General features: G+C 56.6%; 20 protein-coding genes. 19 read left to right on the top strand and 1 reads right to left on the bottom strand.

What is annotated here, in order from left to right:
* Positions 1–105 precede the first annotated feature (105 nt).
* Positions 106–633, top strand: coding sequence for a glycine zipper 2TM domain-containing protein (locus TU76_RS04075; protein ID WP_019823693.1), 528 nt, complete (start codon positions 106–108; stop codon positions 631–633).
* 120 nt (positions 634–753) lie between these two features.
* Here the strand turns inward: TU76_RS04075 and suhB are convergent, their stop codons facing one another.
* On the bottom strand, positions 754–1,569 hold the full coding sequence (gene suhB, locus TU76_RS04070) for a type III secretion system regulator SuhB (RefSeq protein WP_019823692.1): 816 nt from the start codon (positions 1,567–1,569) through the stop codon (positions 754–756).
* A gap of 144 nt (positions 1,570–1,713) precedes the next feature.
* Here suhB and trmJ point away from each other — a divergent pair, with 144 nt between their 5' ends.
* The 18 genes from trmJ (at position 1,714) to bamB (ending at position 16,846) form a co-directional block, all read left to right on the top strand.
* Positions 1,714–2,484, top strand: a complete 771-nt coding sequence (gene trmJ, locus TU76_RS04065; RefSeq protein WP_019823690.1) for a tRNA (cytosine(32)/uridine(32)-2'-O)-methyltransferase TrmJ — start codon at positions 1,714–1,716, stop codon at positions 2,482–2,484.
* A gap of 2 nt (positions 2,485–2,486) precedes the next feature.
* The gene (gene cysE, locus TU76_RS04060; protein ID WP_046809818.1) at positions 2,487–3,263 is read left to right on the top strand and encodes a serine O-acetyltransferase; all 777 of its coding nucleotides are present in this window, start codon (positions 2,487–2,489) and stop codon (positions 3,261–3,263) included.
* Positions 3,264–3,513: 250 nt separating this feature from the next.
* Positions 3,514–4,005 carry a Fe-S cluster assembly transcriptional regulator IscR gene (gene iscR, locus TU76_RS04055; RefSeq protein ID WP_019823686.1) on the top strand — a complete coding sequence of 164 codons (492 nt, stop codon included), beginning with the start codon at positions 3,514–3,516 and terminating at the stop codon, positions 4,003–4,005.
* Positions 4,006–4,054: 49 nt separating this feature from the next.
* On the top strand, positions 4,055–5,269 hold the full coding sequence (locus TU76_RS04050; RefSeq protein WP_019823684.1) for an IscS subfamily cysteine desulfurase: 1,215 nt from the start codon (positions 4,055–4,057) through the stop codon (positions 5,267–5,269).
* 97 nt (positions 5,270–5,366) lie between these two features.
* The gene (iscU, locus tag TU76_RS04045) at positions 5,367–5,753 is read left to right on the top strand and encodes a Fe-S cluster assembly scaffold IscU (RefSeq protein WP_003443374.1); all 387 of its coding nucleotides are present in this window, start codon (positions 5,367–5,369) and stop codon (positions 5,751–5,753) included.
* Positions 5,754–5,821: 68 nt separating this feature from the next.
* On the top strand, positions 5,822–6,145 hold the full coding sequence (gene iscA, locus TU76_RS04040) for an iron-sulfur cluster assembly protein IscA (RefSeq protein ID WP_016779604.1): 324 nt from the start codon (positions 5,822–5,824) through the stop codon (positions 6,143–6,145).
* Between the two features lie 8 nt (positions 6,146–6,153).
* A complete protein-coding gene (gene hscB / locus TU76_RS04035) occupies positions 6,154–6,675 on the top strand; it encodes a co-chaperone HscB (RefSeq protein ID WP_046809958.1) in 522 nt (173 codons plus the stop codon).
* A gap of 50 nt (positions 6,676–6,725) precedes the next feature.
* Entirely contained in the window at positions 6,726–8,588 is a 1,863-nt protein-coding gene (gene hscA / locus TU76_RS04030) for a Fe-S protein assembly chaperone HscA (protein WP_019823676.1), read from the top strand.
* A gap of 3 nt (positions 8,589–8,591) precedes the next feature.
* Positions 8,592–8,933 (top strand): ISC system 2Fe-2S type ferredoxin, encoded by a 342-nt coding sequence (fdx, locus tag TU76_RS04025; protein WP_019823675.1) that lies wholly within the window; start codon positions 8,592–8,594, stop codon positions 8,931–8,933.
* Between the two features lie 12 nt (positions 8,934–8,945).
* Positions 8,946–9,146, top strand: coding sequence for a Fe-S cluster assembly protein IscX (iscX, locus tag TU76_RS04020; RefSeq protein ID WP_016779607.1), 201 nt, complete (start codon positions 8,946–8,948; stop codon positions 9,144–9,146).
* 94 nt (positions 9,147–9,240) lie between these two features.
* Complete coding sequence (ndk, locus tag TU76_RS04015; protein WP_003443361.1) at positions 9,241–9,666, top strand: nucleoside-diphosphate kinase; 426 nt, start codon at positions 9,241–9,243, stop codon at positions 9,664–9,666.
* Between the two features lie 28 nt (positions 9,667–9,694).
* Positions 9,695–10,843 carry a dual-specificity RNA methyltransferase RlmN gene (gene rlmN, locus TU76_RS04010; RefSeq protein WP_019823669.1) on the top strand — a complete coding sequence of 383 codons (1,149 nt, stop codon included), beginning with the start codon at positions 9,695–9,697 and terminating at the stop codon, positions 10,841–10,843.
* A 12-nt stretch (positions 10,844–10,855) separates the two neighbouring features.
* The gene (gene pilW, locus TU76_RS04005) at positions 10,856–11,614 is read left to right on the top strand and encodes a type IV pilus biogenesis/stability protein PilW (RefSeq protein WP_048351127.1); all 759 of its coding nucleotides are present in this window, start codon (positions 10,856–10,858) and stop codon (positions 11,612–11,614) included.
* On the top strand, positions 11,614–12,594 hold the full coding sequence (locus tag TU76_RS04000) for a RodZ domain-containing protein (RefSeq protein WP_048351126.1): 981 nt from the start codon (positions 11,614–11,616) through the stop codon (positions 12,592–12,594). The genes pilW and TU76_RS04000 overlap by 1 nt, the downstream gene beginning before the upstream one ends.
* Before the next feature lie 3 nt (positions 12,595–12,597).
* Positions 12,598–13,707 (top strand): flavodoxin-dependent (E)-4-hydroxy-3-methylbut-2-enyl-diphosphate synthase, encoded by a 1,110-nt coding sequence (gene ispG / locus TU76_RS03995; RefSeq protein ID WP_048351125.1) that lies wholly within the window; start codon positions 12,598–12,600, stop codon positions 13,705–13,707.
* A 22-nt stretch (positions 13,708–13,729) separates the two neighbouring features.
* Complete coding sequence (gene hisS / locus TU76_RS03990) at positions 13,730–15,019, top strand: histidine--tRNA ligase (protein ID WP_019823662.1); 1,290 nt, start codon at positions 13,730–13,732, stop codon at positions 15,017–15,019.
* A gap of 41 nt (positions 15,020–15,060) precedes the next feature.
* Positions 15,061–15,702, top strand: a complete 642-nt coding sequence (locus TU76_RS03985) for a tetratricopeptide repeat protein (RefSeq protein WP_019823660.1) — start codon at positions 15,061–15,063, stop codon at positions 15,700–15,702.
* A complete protein-coding gene (bamB, locus tag TU76_RS03980; RefSeq protein ID WP_019823658.1) occupies positions 15,695–16,846 on the top strand; it encodes an outer membrane protein assembly factor BamB in 1,152 nt (383 codons plus the stop codon). The genes TU76_RS03985 and bamB overlap by 8 nt, the downstream gene beginning before the upstream one ends.
* Positions 16,847–16,948: the final 102 nt, after the last annotated feature.

The following is a 16,948-nucleotide window of genomic DNA, read 5'->3' as shown; positions in this document are numbered from 1 at the left end:
GGTTGTCACTTAAAAGGCGCGAGTATTGAACTCGCGCCTTTTTTTGTGCTCCAAGGCTAGGATTGATGTGGGATTGTCCCTACGTATGATGGTCTGGAGGTTCACGTGAACAAGTCATTGCTGGTAGGTGCTGTGCTGGGTGCTGTCGGTGTTACAGCCGGTGGTGCTTTTGCCACTTACAGCTTGGTTAAAGGCCCTGAGTCTGCGCAGGTGCTGGCCGTTGTGCCAGTCAACCAGCAGGTCAAAACGCCGCGTGAGGTGTGCAAGGATGTGACTGTGACGCGCCAGGCGCCGGTCAAGGATCAGCATCAGATCGTCGGCAGCGTGATCGGTGCTGTGGCGGGCGGTTTGCTGGGTAACCAGGTGGGTGGTGGTACCGGTAAGAAGATTGCTACGGTTGCTGGTGCGGTGGGTGGCGGTTACGCCGGCAATAAGGTTCAGGAAGGCATGCAGGAGCGTGATACCTACACCACGACCCAGACGCGCTGTAATACGGTCAATGACATCAGCAGCAAGGTTGTCGGGTATGACGTGCGTTATTCGCTCAACGGCAAAGAAGGCAAGGTGCGGATGGATCACGAGCCGGGCAATGAAATTGCGGTGGATAAAGAAGGTAAGCTGATTCTGAATTGATAGGTGTGGGGCTTGGGGGCACTACTCGTCAGCTGCAACGGTTTTTCAGTTGGTAGTGGCACTATTTTCAGGCCAAAAAAAAGCACCCCGAGGGGTGCTTTTTTTGTCTGCGGGTTTCGCTTAGCGTTTCAGCGAAGCCGGCAGGTGTGGCTGGATTGCAGTCAGAACAGCTTTGAAGCACTTGGTGTTACCGGCAACGATGTGACCTTTTTCAAGGAAATCGTGGCTGCCGGTGAAGTCGCTGACCAAGCCGCCTGCTTCTTGAATCAGCAATGCGCCTGCAGCCATGTCCCACTCGGACAGGCCCGACTCCCAGAATGCGTCAAAACGACCGGCTGCAACGTAAGCCAGGTCCAGGCTAGCTGCGCCTGCGCGGCGGATACCGGCAGTCTGGCCAACCAGGCTGCGGAACATGCCCAGGTAGTTTTCCAGGTTGTCCATTTGGTTGTCGCGGAACGGGAAGCCGGTACCCAGCAGGGCGCCTTCAAGGCTAGTGCGACCGCTTACGCGCAGACGGCGACCGTTGAGTTGGGCGCCGCGACCACGGCTGGCGGTGAATTCTTCCTGGCGAACCGGGTCGAGAACCACTGCGTGCTCAAGGCGACCACGGTATTTGCAGGCGATGCTGACGGCGAAGTGTGGAACGCCGCGCAGGAAGTTGGTGGTGCCATCCAGTGGGTCGATGATCCACAGGTAGTCTTCACCTTCACCGCTGCCTGGGTGCATACCGGTTTCTTCACCGAGGATGCCGTGCGTCGGGTAGGCCTTGCGCAGGGCGTCGATGATTTTCTGTTCAGCAGCACGATCGACTTCAGAGACGTAATCCTTGGCGTCTTTTTCGTCAACCTTGATGGTATCCAGGCGCTCGATGGAGCGGAAAATCAATTCACTGGCGCTGCGGGCGGCGCGCAGCGCGATATTCAGCATGGGCTGCATGGACGTTTCACCTAAGGTTGTTAAAGAAAGCCGAATATTCTATCAGAAAACTTTGTGAGATGAAGGTTTGCGTTAGCTTTCGTAGCTTATGGCGTTTTGCTTAGGTAAGATTTGCTCCCTTTTGTTGGCCTGTGAGCGCTTCCTTTGTTGCCTAATATTCGTGTCGTTCTGGTCAATACCAGCCATCCCGGGAACATCGGCGGTGCTGCGCGTGCCATGAAAAACATGGGGTTGTCGCGGCTGGTTCTGGTGGAGCCAAGGTTGTTTCCACACCATGAAGCCGATGCGCGGGCGTCAGGTGCGGGTGACATTCTCGAAAATGCTCAAGTAGTCGCGACCCTAGAGGATGCCTTGGTGGGCTGCAATCTGGTGCTGGGTACCAGTGCTCGTGATCGCCGTATCCCCTGGCCGCTGCTGGACCCGCGCGAGTGCGGGCAGAAAGTGGTCGAGGAGGCAGCTCAAGGTGCTGAAATCGCGTTGGTGTTTGGTCGTGAGGACTCCGGCCTGACCAATGAAGAGTTGCAACGCTGTCACTTTCACGTGCATATCCCTTCCGACCCTGAATTCAGCTCTCTGAATCTGGGTGCGGCTGTGCAGGTGCTGAGTTACGAAATTCGCATGGCCTGGCTCGCGAGCCAGGGGCAGCCGAGCAAGATCGAAAAAGAGGAAGTGGCGTCCACCAAAAGTGGCGAACTGGCGACCATGGACGAGCTGGAGCGCTTTTACGAGCACCTTGAGCAAACCCTGGTGGCCATTGAATTCATGGATCCGGAAAAGCCGCGCCACCTGATGGCTCGTCTGCGTCGACTCTACGGGCGCAGCGCTGTCAGTCGTGCGGAGATGAATATTTTGCGTGGCATTCTCACCGAAACCCAGAAAGCAGCCCGTGGCGAGCTGCTCAAGCGCAAGGATTAATGATGTTTGAGCGTCTGCGTGAAGATATCCAAAGTGTGTTTCATCGTGATCCCGCGGCGCGCAATGCTTTCGAGGTGTTGACGTGCTATCCGGGGATGCATGCGATCTGGATTCATCGTTTGTCGGCGCTGTTGTGGCATGCCGGCTGGAAGTGGCTGGCCCGCCTGGTGTCAAACTTCGGGCGATGGCTGACCGGAATTGAAATTCACCCGGGGGCGAAGGTCGGGCGTCGTTTTTTCATCGATCACGGGATGGGGATTGTGATTGGTGAAACCGCGGAAATAGGTGATGACGTGACCCTGTACCAGGGTGTGACGCTTGGCGGCACAAGCTGGAACAAGGGCAAGCGCCACCCGACGCTCGAAGATGGGGTTGTGGTCGGGGCGGGCGCCAAGGTGCTGGGTCCGTTCACGGTGGGAGCGGGGGCGAAAGTCGGCTCCAATGCGGTAGTGACCAAGGCGGTGCCGGCCGGCGCAACGGTTGTCGGTATTCCGGGTCGAATCATTTTCAAAAGTGACGATGAGACCGAAGCCAAGCGCAAAGCGATGGCCGAGAAGATCGGTTTTGATGCCTATGGCGTCAGTGAAGATATGCCGGATCCGGTGGCGCGCGCCATTGCTCAACTGCTGGATCACTTGCAGGCGGTCGACGGCAAGTTGGATGGTATGTGCGGTGCGCTCAAGGATCTGGGCAGTCCTTACTGTGCGAAAGATCTGCCTGAGCTGCGCGAAGAAGACTTTGCCTGTGTAAAAGACAAGGACGAAAGCAAGGCGGTCTAGGTTCTGGGTGCTGTGGGGGCGAGCCTGCTCGCGATGCTGGCGCTGCGATCTTTGGGGCGGTCGAGATGCGGCCATCGTGATCAGGCTCGCTCCCGCACTAGATGCTTCATGTGCCATTACGTCGCAGACCCTGCTACAATGCGCGCGCTCTTTTGCGGGTAATCCCGACTAAAGTACTAGGTCTAATAGTTGACTTAAATAGTCGGGAATAGCATACTCGCTTCCATTCCGAATTCCGTGGTACCTGTCCATGAGACTGACTACAAAAGGCCGTTACGCCGTAACTGCAATGCTCGATTTGGCGTTGCACGCACAGCACGGGCCGGTGTCCCTGGCCGATATTTCCGAGCGCCAAGGCATCTCTCTTTCCTACCTTGAGCAACTGTTTGCCAAATTGCGCCGCAGCAGCCTGGTTTCCAGCGTGCGTGGCCCGGGTGGCGGCTATCAGCTGTCACGCGAGATGCAAAGCATTCAGGTGGCTCAGGTTATTGATGCCGTGAACGAGTCAGTCGACGCAACGCGTTGCCAGGGTCTTGGCGACTGCCATGCCGGTGACACCTGCCTGACCCACCACCTGTGGTGTGACCTCAGCTTGCAAATACACGATTTTCTCAGCGGTATCAGCTTGGCTGATCTTGTCACTCGCCGTGAGGTACAAGAGGTAGCCCAGCGTCAGGATCAGCGCCGCTGTAATGGCAAGGCGCCGCACCTGGATAAGATCGAAGCGTCCGCCGTCGAGTGACTGCATAAAAACGACGGTGCGCCAGCCAGCCTGATTTAGGAGATAGTCCATGAAATTGCCAATTTACCTTGATTACTCAGCCACCACCCCGGTTGATCCGCGTGTTGCTCAAAAAATGAGCGATTGCTTGCTGGTTGACGGAAACTTCGGTAACCCGGCTTCGCGTTCCCACGTATTTGGCTGGAAAGCTGAAGAAGCGGTCGAGAACGGTCGTCGCCAGGTTGCTGATCTGGTCAATGCTGATCCGCGTGAAATTGTCTGGACCTCCGGTGCGACCGAGGCCAACAACCTGGCAATCAAGGGTGCTGCGCATTTCTATGCCACCAAAGGCAAGCACCTGATCACCGACAAGATTGAACACAAGGCCGTTCTCGACACCATGCGTCAGCTGGAGCGTGAAGGCTTTGAAGTGACCTACATCGAGCCGGGTACCGATGGTCTGGTCACTCCTGCCATGGTTGAAGCGGCCATGCGCGACGACACCATTCTGGTTTCGATCATGCACGTGAACAACGAGATCGGCACCATCAACGACATCGCTGCCATTGGTGAGCTGACTCGCTCGCGCGGCGTGTTGTTCCACGTTGATGCTGCACAGTCCACCGGCAAGGTTGAAATCGACCTGGCCAAGCTGAAAGTCGACATGATGTCGTTCTCGGCGCACAAAACTTACGGCCCTAAAGGCATTGGCGCGCTGTACGTAAGCCGCAAGCCTCGTGTGCGTATTGAAGCTGCCATGCACGGCGGCGGTCACGAGCGTGGCATGCGTTCGGGCACCTTGGCCACCCACCAGATCGTGGGCATGGGCGAAGCGTTCCAGATCGCCAAAGAAGAAATGGCGGCCGAAAACATCCGTATCAAGGCGTTGAGCGACCGTTTCTTCAAGCAGGTTGAACACCTTGAAGAACTGTACGTAAACGGCAGCATGGTCCACCGCGTCCCTCACAACCTGAACCTGAGCTTCAACTATGTTGAAGGCGAGTCGCTGATCATGGCGCTCAAGGATCTGGCTGTGTCGTCCGGTTCGGCCTGTACTTCCGCTTCCCTTGAGCCGTCCTACGTATTGCGTGCCCTGGGCCGCAATGACGAGTTGGCACACAGCTCGATACGTTTCACGTTCGGTCGTTTCACCACCGAAGAAGAAATCGATTACGCCGCGCAGAAGGTTTGCGAGGCTGTTACCAAGCTGCGCGCCCTGTCGCCGCTGTGGGACATGTACAAAGACGGCATCGACATTTCGAAAATCGAATGGGCGGCGCACTAACAATTTAAGTCGCCGTAAAGTAGACGCTGTAAGCGCAGCGAACAGCAGCATTTACAGCGTCTCAAGAGCGACTCTCTGATGAGTGAGGATTAGTACCATGGCTTACAGCGAAAAGGTCATTGACCACTACGAGAACCCGCGCAACGTCGGCAAGATGGACGCGGAAGACCCGGATGTTGGCACTGGCATGGTCGGCGCCCCGGCATGCGGCGACGTGATGCGTTTGCAGATCAAGGTTAACGAGCAGGGCATTATTGAAGATGCCAAGTTCAAGACCTATGGTTGTGGTTCGGCAATCGCTTCCAGCTCCCTGGCAACCGAGTGGATGAAAGGCAAGACTCTGGACGAAGCAGAGACCATCAAGAACACTCAGCTGGCCGAAGAACTGGCTTTGCCGCCGGTAAAAATTCACTGCTCCGTACTCGCTGAAGACGCCATCAAGGCCGCTGTTCGCGATTACAAGCAGAAGAAAGGTTTGATCTGATCCTCGCTGCGTGCGCCTGTTAAAGGCGCGGGCGAGGTGAAGAAACTGGCAAAAGGTAAGGAGTCACGATGGCTATCAGCATGACAGAAGCGGCAGCTCGACACATTCGCCGCTCCCTTGATGGGCGCGGCAAAGGTGAGGGGATTCGTCTGGGTGTTCGCACTACAGGCTGTTCCGGTCTTGCCTATGTGCTGGAGTTTGTCGACGAAGTGGGCGAAGAAGACCAGGTCTTCGAAACCCATGGCGAAAAAGTGATCATTGATCCGAAAAGCCTGACCTACCTCGACGGTACCGAGCTGGACTTCGTCAAGGAAGGCCTGAATGAGGGCTTCAAGTTCAATAACCCTAACGTGCGCGGTGAATGTGGCTGCGGCGAAAGCTTCAACATCTGAGGCTAGTCGTGGGTACTCCTTGTCATTTTGCTTTGTTTGAGCTGCAGCCGAGTTTCAATCTTGATCTCGATCAGCTGGCTGTGCGTTATCGAGAGTTGGCGCGCGGTGTTCACCCGGATCGATTTGCCGATGCTTCCGAGCGCGAGCAACGTCTGGCGCTGGAGCAGTCCGCCAGCCTCAATGAGGCTTACCAGACCCTGAAAAACCCTCCCAAGCGTGCGCGTTATCTGCTTGCGTTGCAGGGTGGTGAGTTGCCGCTGGAAGTCACAGTGCACGATCCCGAGTTTCTGATGCAGCAGATGCAGTGGCGCGAAGAGCTTGAAGATTTGCATGACAGCGCCGATATGGCCGGTATAGAAGCATTCAAGCGTCGACTGAAAGTCGCTCAGAGCGAATTGAACGACAGCTTCGCTGCTTGTTGGGACAACGCTGCGCAACGCGAACAGGCCGAACGCCTGATGCGGCGCATGCAGTTCCTCGACAAGCTCTCTTACGAAGTGCGCCAGTTAGAAGAGCGCCTCGACGATTAACCCCGTGCTTCCCTGGTTGCACGCCTGATTACAGATAAGTCCTGATTACGATGGCCCTACTGCAGATCGCCGAACCCGGCCAAAGTCCTCAACCGCACCAGCGACGTCTGGCTGTGGGGATTGACTTGGGCACTACCAATTCGTTGGTCGCTGCATTGCGCAGCGGTCTTTCCGAGCCTTTGGCTGACGCAAATGGCAGCGTTATTTTGCCGTCTGCCGTTCGCTATCACGCTGATCGCGTCGAGGTAGGTGAATCGGCGCGTCTGGCTGCTTCCAGCGATCCTTTCAACACCGTGCTGTCGGTCAAACGATTGATGGGTCGTGGTCTTTCCGACGTCAAGCAATTGGGTGAGCAACTGCCTTACCACTTTGTAGGTGGTGAGTCGCACATGCCGTTCATCGACACTGTGCAAGGCCCGAAAAGCCCGGTGGAAGTGTCTGCTGAAATCCTCAAAGTGCTGCGCGAGCGGGCCGAAAAGACCCTGGGTGGCGAGTTGGTAGGTGCGGTGATTACCGTTCCGGCCTATTTCGATGACGCTCAGCGTCAAGCCACTAAAGATGCTGCCAAACTGGCTGGCCTCAATGTGTTGCGTTTGCTCAATGAGCCAACCGCTGCTGCAGTGGCTTACGGTCTGGATCAGTCTGCAGAAGGCGTTGTGGCTATCTACGACCTGGGCGGGGGCACGTTCGATATTTCGATTTTGCGCCTGACCGGTGGTGTGTTTGAAGTATTGGCCACTGGCGGCGACAGCGCGCTGGGCGGCGATGACTTCGATCATGCGATTGCCAGCTGGATGATCGAACAGGCCGGCTTGTCTGCTGACCTCGATCCGGGCACGCAGCGCACCTTGTTGCAGGCAGCCTGTGCCGCCAAAGAAGCGCTGACCGATGCGTCCTCTGTAGCTGTTGCCTTCGGTGACTGGCATTCAGAGCTGACCCGCGAAGCCTTTGAAGCAATGATCGAGCCCATGGTTGCGCGCAGCCTGAAGGCTTGCCGCCGTGCGGTACGCGACGCCAATATCGAAGTTGAAGACGTTCAGGCAGTGGTCATGGTGGGTGGTTCTACCCGTGTGCCCCGTGTGCGCGAAGCCGTCGCCGAGATGTTTGGTCGCCAGCCCCTGACCGATATCGACCCTGATCAAGTGGTCGCCATTGGTGCAGCGATTCAGGCGGATACCTTGGCTGGGAACAAGCGTGACGGTGACGAATTGCTGCTGCTTGACGTGATTCCGTTGTCCCTGGGTCTTGAGACCATGGGTGGGCTGATGGAAAAGGTCATTCCGCGCAACACCACGATTCCGGTGGCCCGTGCTCAGGATTTCACCACCTACAAAGACGGCCAGACAGCCATGATGGTTCATGTGCTGCAGGGTGAGCGCGAACTGATCAGCGATTGCCGTTCTCTTGCGCGCTTTGAGCTGCGCGGTATTCCGCCGATGGTTGCCGGTGCTGCGAAAATTCGCGTGACCTTCCAGGTGGATGCCGATGGTTTGCTCAGTGTGACGGCTCGCGAACTGGGCTCAGGCGTTGAAGCCAATATTCAGGTCAAGCCCTCGTACGGCCTGACCGACGGCGAAATAGCCAAAATGCTCAAGGATTCGTTCCAGTACGCCGGCGATGACAAGGTTGCCCGCGTGTTGCGTGAGCAGCAGGTAGATGCCCAGCGCCTGATCGAGGCTGTGCAAGCGGCCCTTGAAGTCGACGGCGAGCGCTTGCTGGATGCTGAAGAACGCATGGTGATTGAGCTGCAAATGCAGGAACTGTCCGAATTGTTAAAAGGCACCGATGGTTACGCCATCGAGCAGCAGACCAAGCGTCTGTCGCAAGTGACTGATGCCTTTGCTGCTCGCCGCATGGACTTGACCGTCAAGGCCGCCCTGGCGGGTCGCAACCTGAATGAAATCGAGGAATAACTGATGCCGCAGATCATTTTTCTGCCACACGCCGAGCATTGCCCGGACGGTATGGTTGTAGAGGCTGAGACCGGCAAGACCCTTCTCGAAGTGGCCCACGAAAATCACATCGAAATCGAAAGTGCCTGCGGTGGCGTCTGCGCCTGCACCACGTGTCACTGCGTGATTCGCGAGGGTTTTGACTCGCTGAACGAAGCTGACGAACTGGAGGAAGACTATCTTGACAGGGCCTGGGGCCTGGAAGCCACTTCACGCCTGAGCTGTCAGGCTCGTGTCGGCACCGAAGACATCACTGTCGAGATTCCGAAGTATTCGCTCAACCATGCTGCCGAAGCGCCGCACTGATAAGGAGTTGTCATGAGCCTTAAATGGGTTGATGTGCAGGAAATCGCAATCCAGCTGGCTGAAGCTCACCCGGACGTCGATCCGCTTTCGGTGAATTTCGTCACGCTGCGTAATCTGGTCATGGCGCTCCCTGAGTTCGATGACATCCCTGATCGTGGCGGCGAGAAGGTTCTCGAAGCCATTCAGGGTTTGTGGATCGAAGAAGCCGACTAAGCTTGTAATCGACGTAATTATGAAATACCCAAGAACCCGCGTATAATTCGCGGGTTTAATTTTTCGCTTAAATCACTGTTTCTGGAGTTACACCATGGCTGTTCAACGCACTTTCTCCATCATCAAGCCTGACGCTGTTGCAAAAAACGTTATCGGCGAGATCACCACTCGTTTTGAAAAAGCCGGCCTGAAGGTTGTAGCTTCCAAACTGAAGCAACTGTCCAAAGCCGAAGCTGAAGGCTTCTACGCTGAGCACAGCGCTCGTGGCTTCTTCGGCGACCTGGTTGCTTTCATGATCTCCGGTCCTGTTGTTGTTCAGGTTCTGGAAGGCGAAAACGCTATCGCTCTGAACCGTGAGCTGATGGGCGCTACCAACCCTAAAGAAGCAGCTGCCGGCACTATCCGTGCTGATTTCGCTGAATCCATCGACGCTAACGCTGTTCACGGTTCCGACTCTGAAGCAGCTGCAGCTCGTGAAATCTCGTACTTTTTCGCAGCTACTGAAGTAACCACTCGCTAAGTATTGGCTTGTGAGTGAGGGTGAAGACATGATTGCAACGACTGGCAAAACCAACCTGCTGGGACTGACTCAGCCGGAAATGGAGAAATTCTTCGACTCAATCGGGGAGAAGCGTTTCCGTGCCGGTCAGGTCATGAAGTGGATTCACCACTTTGGCGTCGATGATTTCGACGCCATGACTAACGTCAGCAAGGCCTTGCGCGACAAGCTCAAGGCCATTGCTGAGGTTCGTGGACCTGAAGTCGTCAGCGAGGACATTTCTACCGACGGCACCCGTAAGTGGGTGGTACGTGTAGAGTCCGGCAGCTGCGTCGAGACCGTTTATATTCCCTCGGGCAAACGTGGCACATTGTGCGTTTCGTCCCAGGCTGGCTGTGCCCTGGACTGCAGTTTTTGCTCCACAGGCAAGCAAGGCTTCAATAGCAACCTCACCGCCGCCGAAGTCATTGGCCAGGTGTGGATTGCCAACAAATCCTTTGGCAGCGTCCCGGCAACCATCGACCGCGCCATCACCAACGTGGTGATGATGGGCATGGGTGAGCCGCTGCTGAACTTCGACAACGTCATCTCCGCCATGCATCTGATGATGGATGACCTGGGCTATGGCATCTCCAAGCGTCGGGTGACCCTGTCTACCTCGGGCGTGGTGCCGATGATCGATGAGCTGGCCAAGCACATCGACGTTTCCCTGGCATTGTCGCTGCACGCACCCAATGACGAATTGCGCAGTCAATTGGTGCCGATCAACAAGAAGTACCCGCTCCAGATGCTGCTTGAGTCTTGCCGTCGCTATATGTCGACCCTGGGCGAAAAGCGTGTGCTGACCGTTGAGTACACCCTGCTCAAGGATGTGAACGACCATGTTGATCACGCCCGCGAAATGATCGAGTTGCTCAAGGACACTCCGTGCAAGATCAACCTGATCCCGTTTAACCCGTTCCCGCATTCTGGCTATGAGCGTCCAAGCAACAATGCCATTCGCCGTTTCCAGGAGCTGCTGCAGCAAGCCGGTTACAACGTGACCGTTCGCACCACTCGCGGCGAAGACATCGACGCGGCGTGCGGGCAGCTGGTGGGGCAGGTCAATGACCGTACACGCCGTAGTTCGCGCCTTATCGCGGCTCGCGAACTCAACGCCGATGACGAATCAGCGCAAAGCGCTGCCTCTGCATCCTGAGAGAGGACATCCATGATCCTGCGCGCCGCGCTCTCCGTCGTGTTGGTCAGCTCTTTGGCTGGCTGCGTATCGTCGGGCGATTCAGTCTCGATGCAGGGCGACAAAGGGCGTAACGAGGCGCGTCAGGCCTATGTTCAGCTCGGGTTGGGGTATTTGCAGCAGGGAATGGTCGAGCAGGCTAAAATTCCTTTGCGCAAAGCCCTTGAGCTCGACGAGGCGGACCCGGACACCAACGCCGCGCTGGCATTGGTGTTTCAGTCCGAAATGGAGTACGAACTGGCAGAGAAGGCATTCAGAACCGCATTAAGCGGGCGGCCGGGCGATGCGCGAATCCTCAATAACTATGGCAGTTTCCTGTTCGAGCGTCAGCGTTATCAGGAAGCCAGTGCCCAATTTCAAAAAGCTGCGGCTGATAACCTCTATCCGGAGCGTTCCCGTATTTTTGAGAACCTGGGTATAACGTCGCTTGAGTTGGGGGAGCGCGAAAGAGGCCGTCAGGAGCTTGAAAAAGCCCTGCGTCTGAACCCTCGGCAACCGCGGGCGTTGCTCGAAATGGCTCAGATGTCATATCAAGACAAGCAATATGTATCAGCACGTGACTTTTACGAACGTTTTAGCCTGCTTAGCGGGCAAAATGCACGTAGTCTATTGCTCGGTGCGCGACTGGCGACTGTTTTCGACGACCGCACCCCAACTGCCAACCATGGCCAGCAACTAAAACGACTCTATCCCGGCACGCCGGAATATCAGCAATACCTGTCGGAGCAATGATGAAAGCGGCGCAACCCGAAGTTCTAGCAGCGACTCGTGTCAATCCCGGTGAGACTCTGCGTCAAGCCCGTGAAAACAATGGATGGACGCTGGCTGAAGTCGCCTTGAAACTCAATCTCACGGCCAGCTCATTGAGCAACCTTGAAACGGGGGCGTTCGACAAGCTGCCAGGGCATACCTTTGCTCGCGGCTACATCAGGACCTATGCCAAATTGCTGGGCATGGATCAGGCCAGCCTGGTGCGCGACTTTGACCTTTATACCGGCACTGACGCCAACGGCAGCAATGTACACAGCCTGGGCCGTATAGAAGAGCCGGTTCGGGTGTCCCATACGATTTTGCGTATCGTCAGCCTGTTGTTGCTGATTGCCGTGATCGGTGGTGGTTTCATCTGGTGGCAAGATCAAACGTCCATGCGTGCCAAGGACCTGATTGGCTTGACCCCGGAACACGTTGAAGTTGAAGGCGCAGACGGCACAACCCGCATCCATCCGCTTGACGAACCTGAAGACCAGGCTGTTGCCGAGGCCAAGGCCGAAGGCGAAACGCCGGTTGTAATTGAATCTGCTCCAGAGCAGGCAGCAAGTACTGCATTGGCACTGCCGGCGGCGTCACAAGTGCCTGCAGCGGCGCCAGATGCCACAACTCCGGCGTCTGCGCCTGCTGTTGTAGCGCCTGTAGTAGCCCCGGCTGTTGCGCCTGTCGCTACTCCAACGGCGGCTACTGCGCCGGTCGCGGGTGCTGGCAAAGTGGGCGTGCAATACTCCGCTGATTGCTGGACTCAGGTAACCGACGCCACGGGTAAAGTGCTGTTCGGTGGCCTGAAGCGCAAAGGCGAAAATCTAGAAGTGAGCGGCAAGCCTCCACTGACCCTGCGTCTGGGCTTTGCCCGTGGCGCACAGGTGACCTATAACGGTCAGGCTGTGGATGTGGCTCCTTTCACCAGTGGCGAGACTGCTCGCCTGAAGTTAGGTCAATAAGTCATGCACGGCGAATCACCAATCAAACGTCGCGAATCGCGCAAAATCTGGGTCGGTAATGTACCAGTAGGTGGCGACGCCCCTATCGCTGTACAGAGCATGACCAACAGTGACACCAATGATGTCGCTGCAACCGTTGCCCAAATCAACCGTCTGGAGGCTGCAGGCGTTGATATCGTACGGATTTCCGTACCGGACATGGACGCTGCTGAAGCGTTTGGCCGGATCAAGCAACTGGTCAAGGTGCCATTGGTTGCCGACATCCACTTCGATCACCGGATCGCCTTGCGCGTAGCGGAATTGGGCGTGGATTGCCTGCGAATCAACCCGGGCAACATCGGTCGTGAAGACCGTGTACGTGCGGTAGTTGATGCCGCACGGGATCGCGGTATTCCGATCCGCATCGGCGTTAACGCCGGATCGCTTGAAAAAGACCTGCAAAAGAAATACGGCGAACCGACACCAGCTGCTTTGGTCGAGTCGGCACTGCGTCACGTTGAGCACCTTGAGCGCCTGAATTTCAAGGACTTCAAGGTCAGCGTGAAGGCTTCCGACGTGTTTATGGCTGTTGAAGCCTACCGTCTGCTGGCCAAGGAAATCGTCCAGCCGCTGCACCTGGGGATCACCGAAGCCGGTGGTTTGCGTTCAGGCACAGTGAAATCTGCCGTGGGCCTAGGTATGCTGCTCGCCGAGGGAATTGGCGATACCATTCGCATCTCTTTGGCGGCAGACCCGGTTGAGGAAGTAAAAGTCGGCTACGACATCCTCAAGTCGCTGCATCTGCGCTCGCGTGGCATCAACTTTATCGCGTGCCCAAGCTGCTCTCGGCAGAACTTCGACGTGGTGAAAACCATGAACGAACTTGAAGTTCGTCTTGAAGACCTGCTGGTGCCGCTGGATGTTGCGGTGATCGGTTGTGTGGTCAACGGCCCTGGCGAAGCGAAGGAAGCCCATGTGGGGCTCACCGGTGGTACGCCAAACCTGATTTATATCGACGGCAAGCCGTCGCAGAAACTGACGAATGATAATCTGGTGGACCAGCTCGAAAGACTGATCCGGCAGAGGGCGGCCGAAAAGGTCGAAGCTGACGCTGCAGTTATCGCGCGCGGCTAACCAGACGAATAAAGGATTTATTGTGAGCAAGTCTTTGCAAGCCATTCGTGGCATGAACGACACTCTGCCGGAGCAGACGCCCCTGTGGCGCTACTTTGAAAGCAAGGTTTCGCGTTTGCTGGATAACTACGGTTACAAGCAAATTCGTATGCCGATCGTCGAATTCACCGAGTTGTTCAAACGCTCGATCGGTGAAGTGACCGACATCGTCGAAAAAGAGATGTACACCTTCGAAGACCGCAATGGCGATTCGCTGACCTTGCGCCCTGAAGGTACTGCTGCATGCGTGCGTGCTGTGCTTGAGCACGGCCTCACTGGCGGTGGTCAAGTGCAAAAGTTGTGGTACATCGGTCCGATGTTCCGCCACGAACGCCCGCAAAAAGGCCGTTATCGCCAGTTCCATCAGATCGGGGTCGAGGTGTTCAACCTTGATGGCCCGGACATCGATGCCGAACTGATCGTGTTGACCTGGCGTCTGTGGGGCGAGCTGGGTATCCGTGATGCGGTAAAGCTCGAACTCAATAGCCTGGGCACCAGTGAAGCCCGTGCACGCTACCGTGCTGCCCTTGTCGAATACTTGTCCTCGCGCCTGAGTGAACTTGACGAAGACAGCCAGCGTCGCTTGAAATCCAATCCGCTGCGCGTCCTTGACACCAAAAATGCCGATACCCAGGCGGTTTTGGTCGATGCGCCGAAGCTGGTTGATTACCTGGACGAAGAGTCCCGTGTGCATTTTGAGGGCCTCAAGGCGCGCCTCGATGCCGCAGGCATTCCTTACACGATCAATCCAAAACTGGTTCGTGGCCTGGACTACTACAGCAAAACCGTATTCGAATGGGTCACCGATAAATTGGGGGCTCAGGGCACCGTGTGTGCTGGCGGTCGTTATGACGGTCTGGTCGAGCAAATGGGCGGCAAGCCCACTTCAGGCGTTGGCTTTGCGATGGGCATTGAGCGCTTGATCCTGATGCTCGAAACCCTTGAGCAAATCCCGGAAGAAATCGCGCGTCAGGTCGATGTGTACCTGTGTGCTTTCGGTGAGGCGGCCGAATTGGCTGCTCTGGCTTTGAGCGAGCGTGTTCGCGATCAGCTACCGAACCTGCGCTTGCAGATCAATGCCGGTGCAGGCAGTTTCAAAAGCCAGTTCAAAAAGGCTGACAAGAGCGGCGCACTGTACGCGCTGATCCTGGGTGACGACGAATTGGCCCAGCAAGTGGTAGGTTTAAAACCCCTGCGTGGCCAGGGCGAACAACAAACGATTGCCTGGGATGCTCTTTCCGAGCACCTGGCCACCTGCGTCGTGCAGGGTTGAAGCTGTAAAACAGCCGATTTATCGAATTAAGGAGTGTTGGGGTGTCGAGTAACGATGATGATCAGCTGGGCGAGTTGAAAGACTGGTGGCAGCGCAACGGCAAACCCCTGGTCACTGGCGGCTTGCTGGCGCTGGTGGTGGTGTTCGGCTGGCAGGCTTGGCACAAATATCAGACGAATCAGTCGCAAGGTGCGTCGATTCTCTACCAACAATTGCTTGAAACCACACTCACGCCTGACGGCCAGCCCGATGTGGCCCGTGTGGCGGACTTGGCCAACAAGTTGAAAAGCGAATACGCAGGCTCTGCTTATGCGCAATTCGGCGGTCTGTTTGTGGCCAAGGTCGCAGTAGACAACGGCAAGCTCGATGACGCAGCCGCTGAGCTGAAAGCCATTGTAGACAAGCCGGCCAATGCCACCCTGGCTGAAGTGGCGCGTCAGCGTCTGGCTCAGGTGTTGGCAGCGCAGGGCAAGGTTGATGATGCACTGAAACTGCTTGAAGGTGATTCGGACAAGGCATTCTTGGCCAGCCGTGAAGAGCTCAAGGGCGACTTGCTGGTGCAGCAGGGCCGTGCCGACGACGCACGTACAGCTTACGAAAAAGCCAAGGCCGCCTTGTCGGACGAAGCAGCAGTAGGTGGCTTGCAAATCAAGCTCGATGACCTGGCCAAAGGGGATGCGTGACGTGATGCGTTGGAAACATGCGGCATTGCTGGCTCTGGTCGTTTTGGCCGCGGGTTGCAGCAGCAACAGCAAAAAAGAACTTCCACCTGCCGAGTTGACCGACTTCAAAGAAGAAGTCGTGCTGCAAAAGCAGTGGAGCCGCTCGATCGGTGACGGTCAGGGCAAAACCTACAACATGCTGGTTCCAGCGGTTGAAGGTAACAACATCTACGCCGCAGACGTAACTGGCGTTGTGATGTCTCTGGACCGCATGAACGGCGACGTTGAGTGGAAAAAAGACCTCGAACTGCCTGTTTCCGGTGCAGTTGGCCTGGGCTATGGCCTGGTCATGCTCGGCACCTTGCAAGGTGACGTGATTGCCCTGGATTCCAGCACCGGCGAAGAAAAGTGGCGCTCACGCGTCAACAGCGAAGTGCTTGCACCCCCGGCAACCAACGGCGATGTCGTAGTGGTACAGACTCAGGACGATCGCTTGATCGGTCTGGATGCTTCCACCGGCAATCAGCGTTGGACCTATGACAGCACGCCGGGTGTGCTGACCTTGCGTGGTACTGGCGCACCACTGGTGACCAATCATCTGGCAATCGCCGGTCTGTCGACTGGTAAAGTGGTTGCCCTTGATACGCGCAACGGCGTGCCTGTGTGGGAGCAACGTGTTGCCATCCCGCAAGGTCGCTCCGAGCTTGAACGCATTGTCGATATCGACGGTGGCCTGCTGATGTCTGGCGGTACACTGTATGTCGCCAGCTACCAGGGCCGCATGGCGGCGCTTGAAATGGAATCGGGTCGCGTGCTCTGGCAACGTGATGCTTCCAGCTATTCAGGTGTCGCTCAAGGCTTTGGCAGCGTCTACGTCAGCCTGGCGTCGGGCACTGTAGAAGGCGTTGACGAGCGTTCGACCACCTCACTGTGGAGCAACGATGCTCTGGCTCGCCGTCAATTGTCGGCGCCGGAAGTCTTCTCCAGCTACGTGGCTGTCGGTGACATGGAAGGCTATCTGCACCTGTTAAGCCAGGTCGATGGTCGTTTCGTAGGCCGTACCCGCGTCGACAGTGATGGCCTTCGGGCTCGTCCGCTGGTGGTCGGTGACATGATTTACGTGTTTGGTAACAGCGGCAAACTGGAAGCCCTGACCATTCGCTAAGGCGTCTATGCTTGAGGCTTCAGGGCCTCGAGCAGCCTTGCTCTGGCAAGGTTTGCGGCACATTTGTGCTGTTCCGAACTCTGGCCGCTGCCTTGCAGCGGC

It is taken from the genome of Pseudomonas psychrophila (assembly GCF_001043005.1).
GTDB classification, from domain to species: domain Bacteria; phylum Pseudomonadota; class Gammaproteobacteria; order Pseudomonadales; family Pseudomonadaceae; genus Aquipseudomonas; species Aquipseudomonas psychrophila.
The sequence above is the reverse complement of the archived record's forward strand: the minus strand, read 5'-3'. Positions and strand labels throughout refer to the sequence as shown.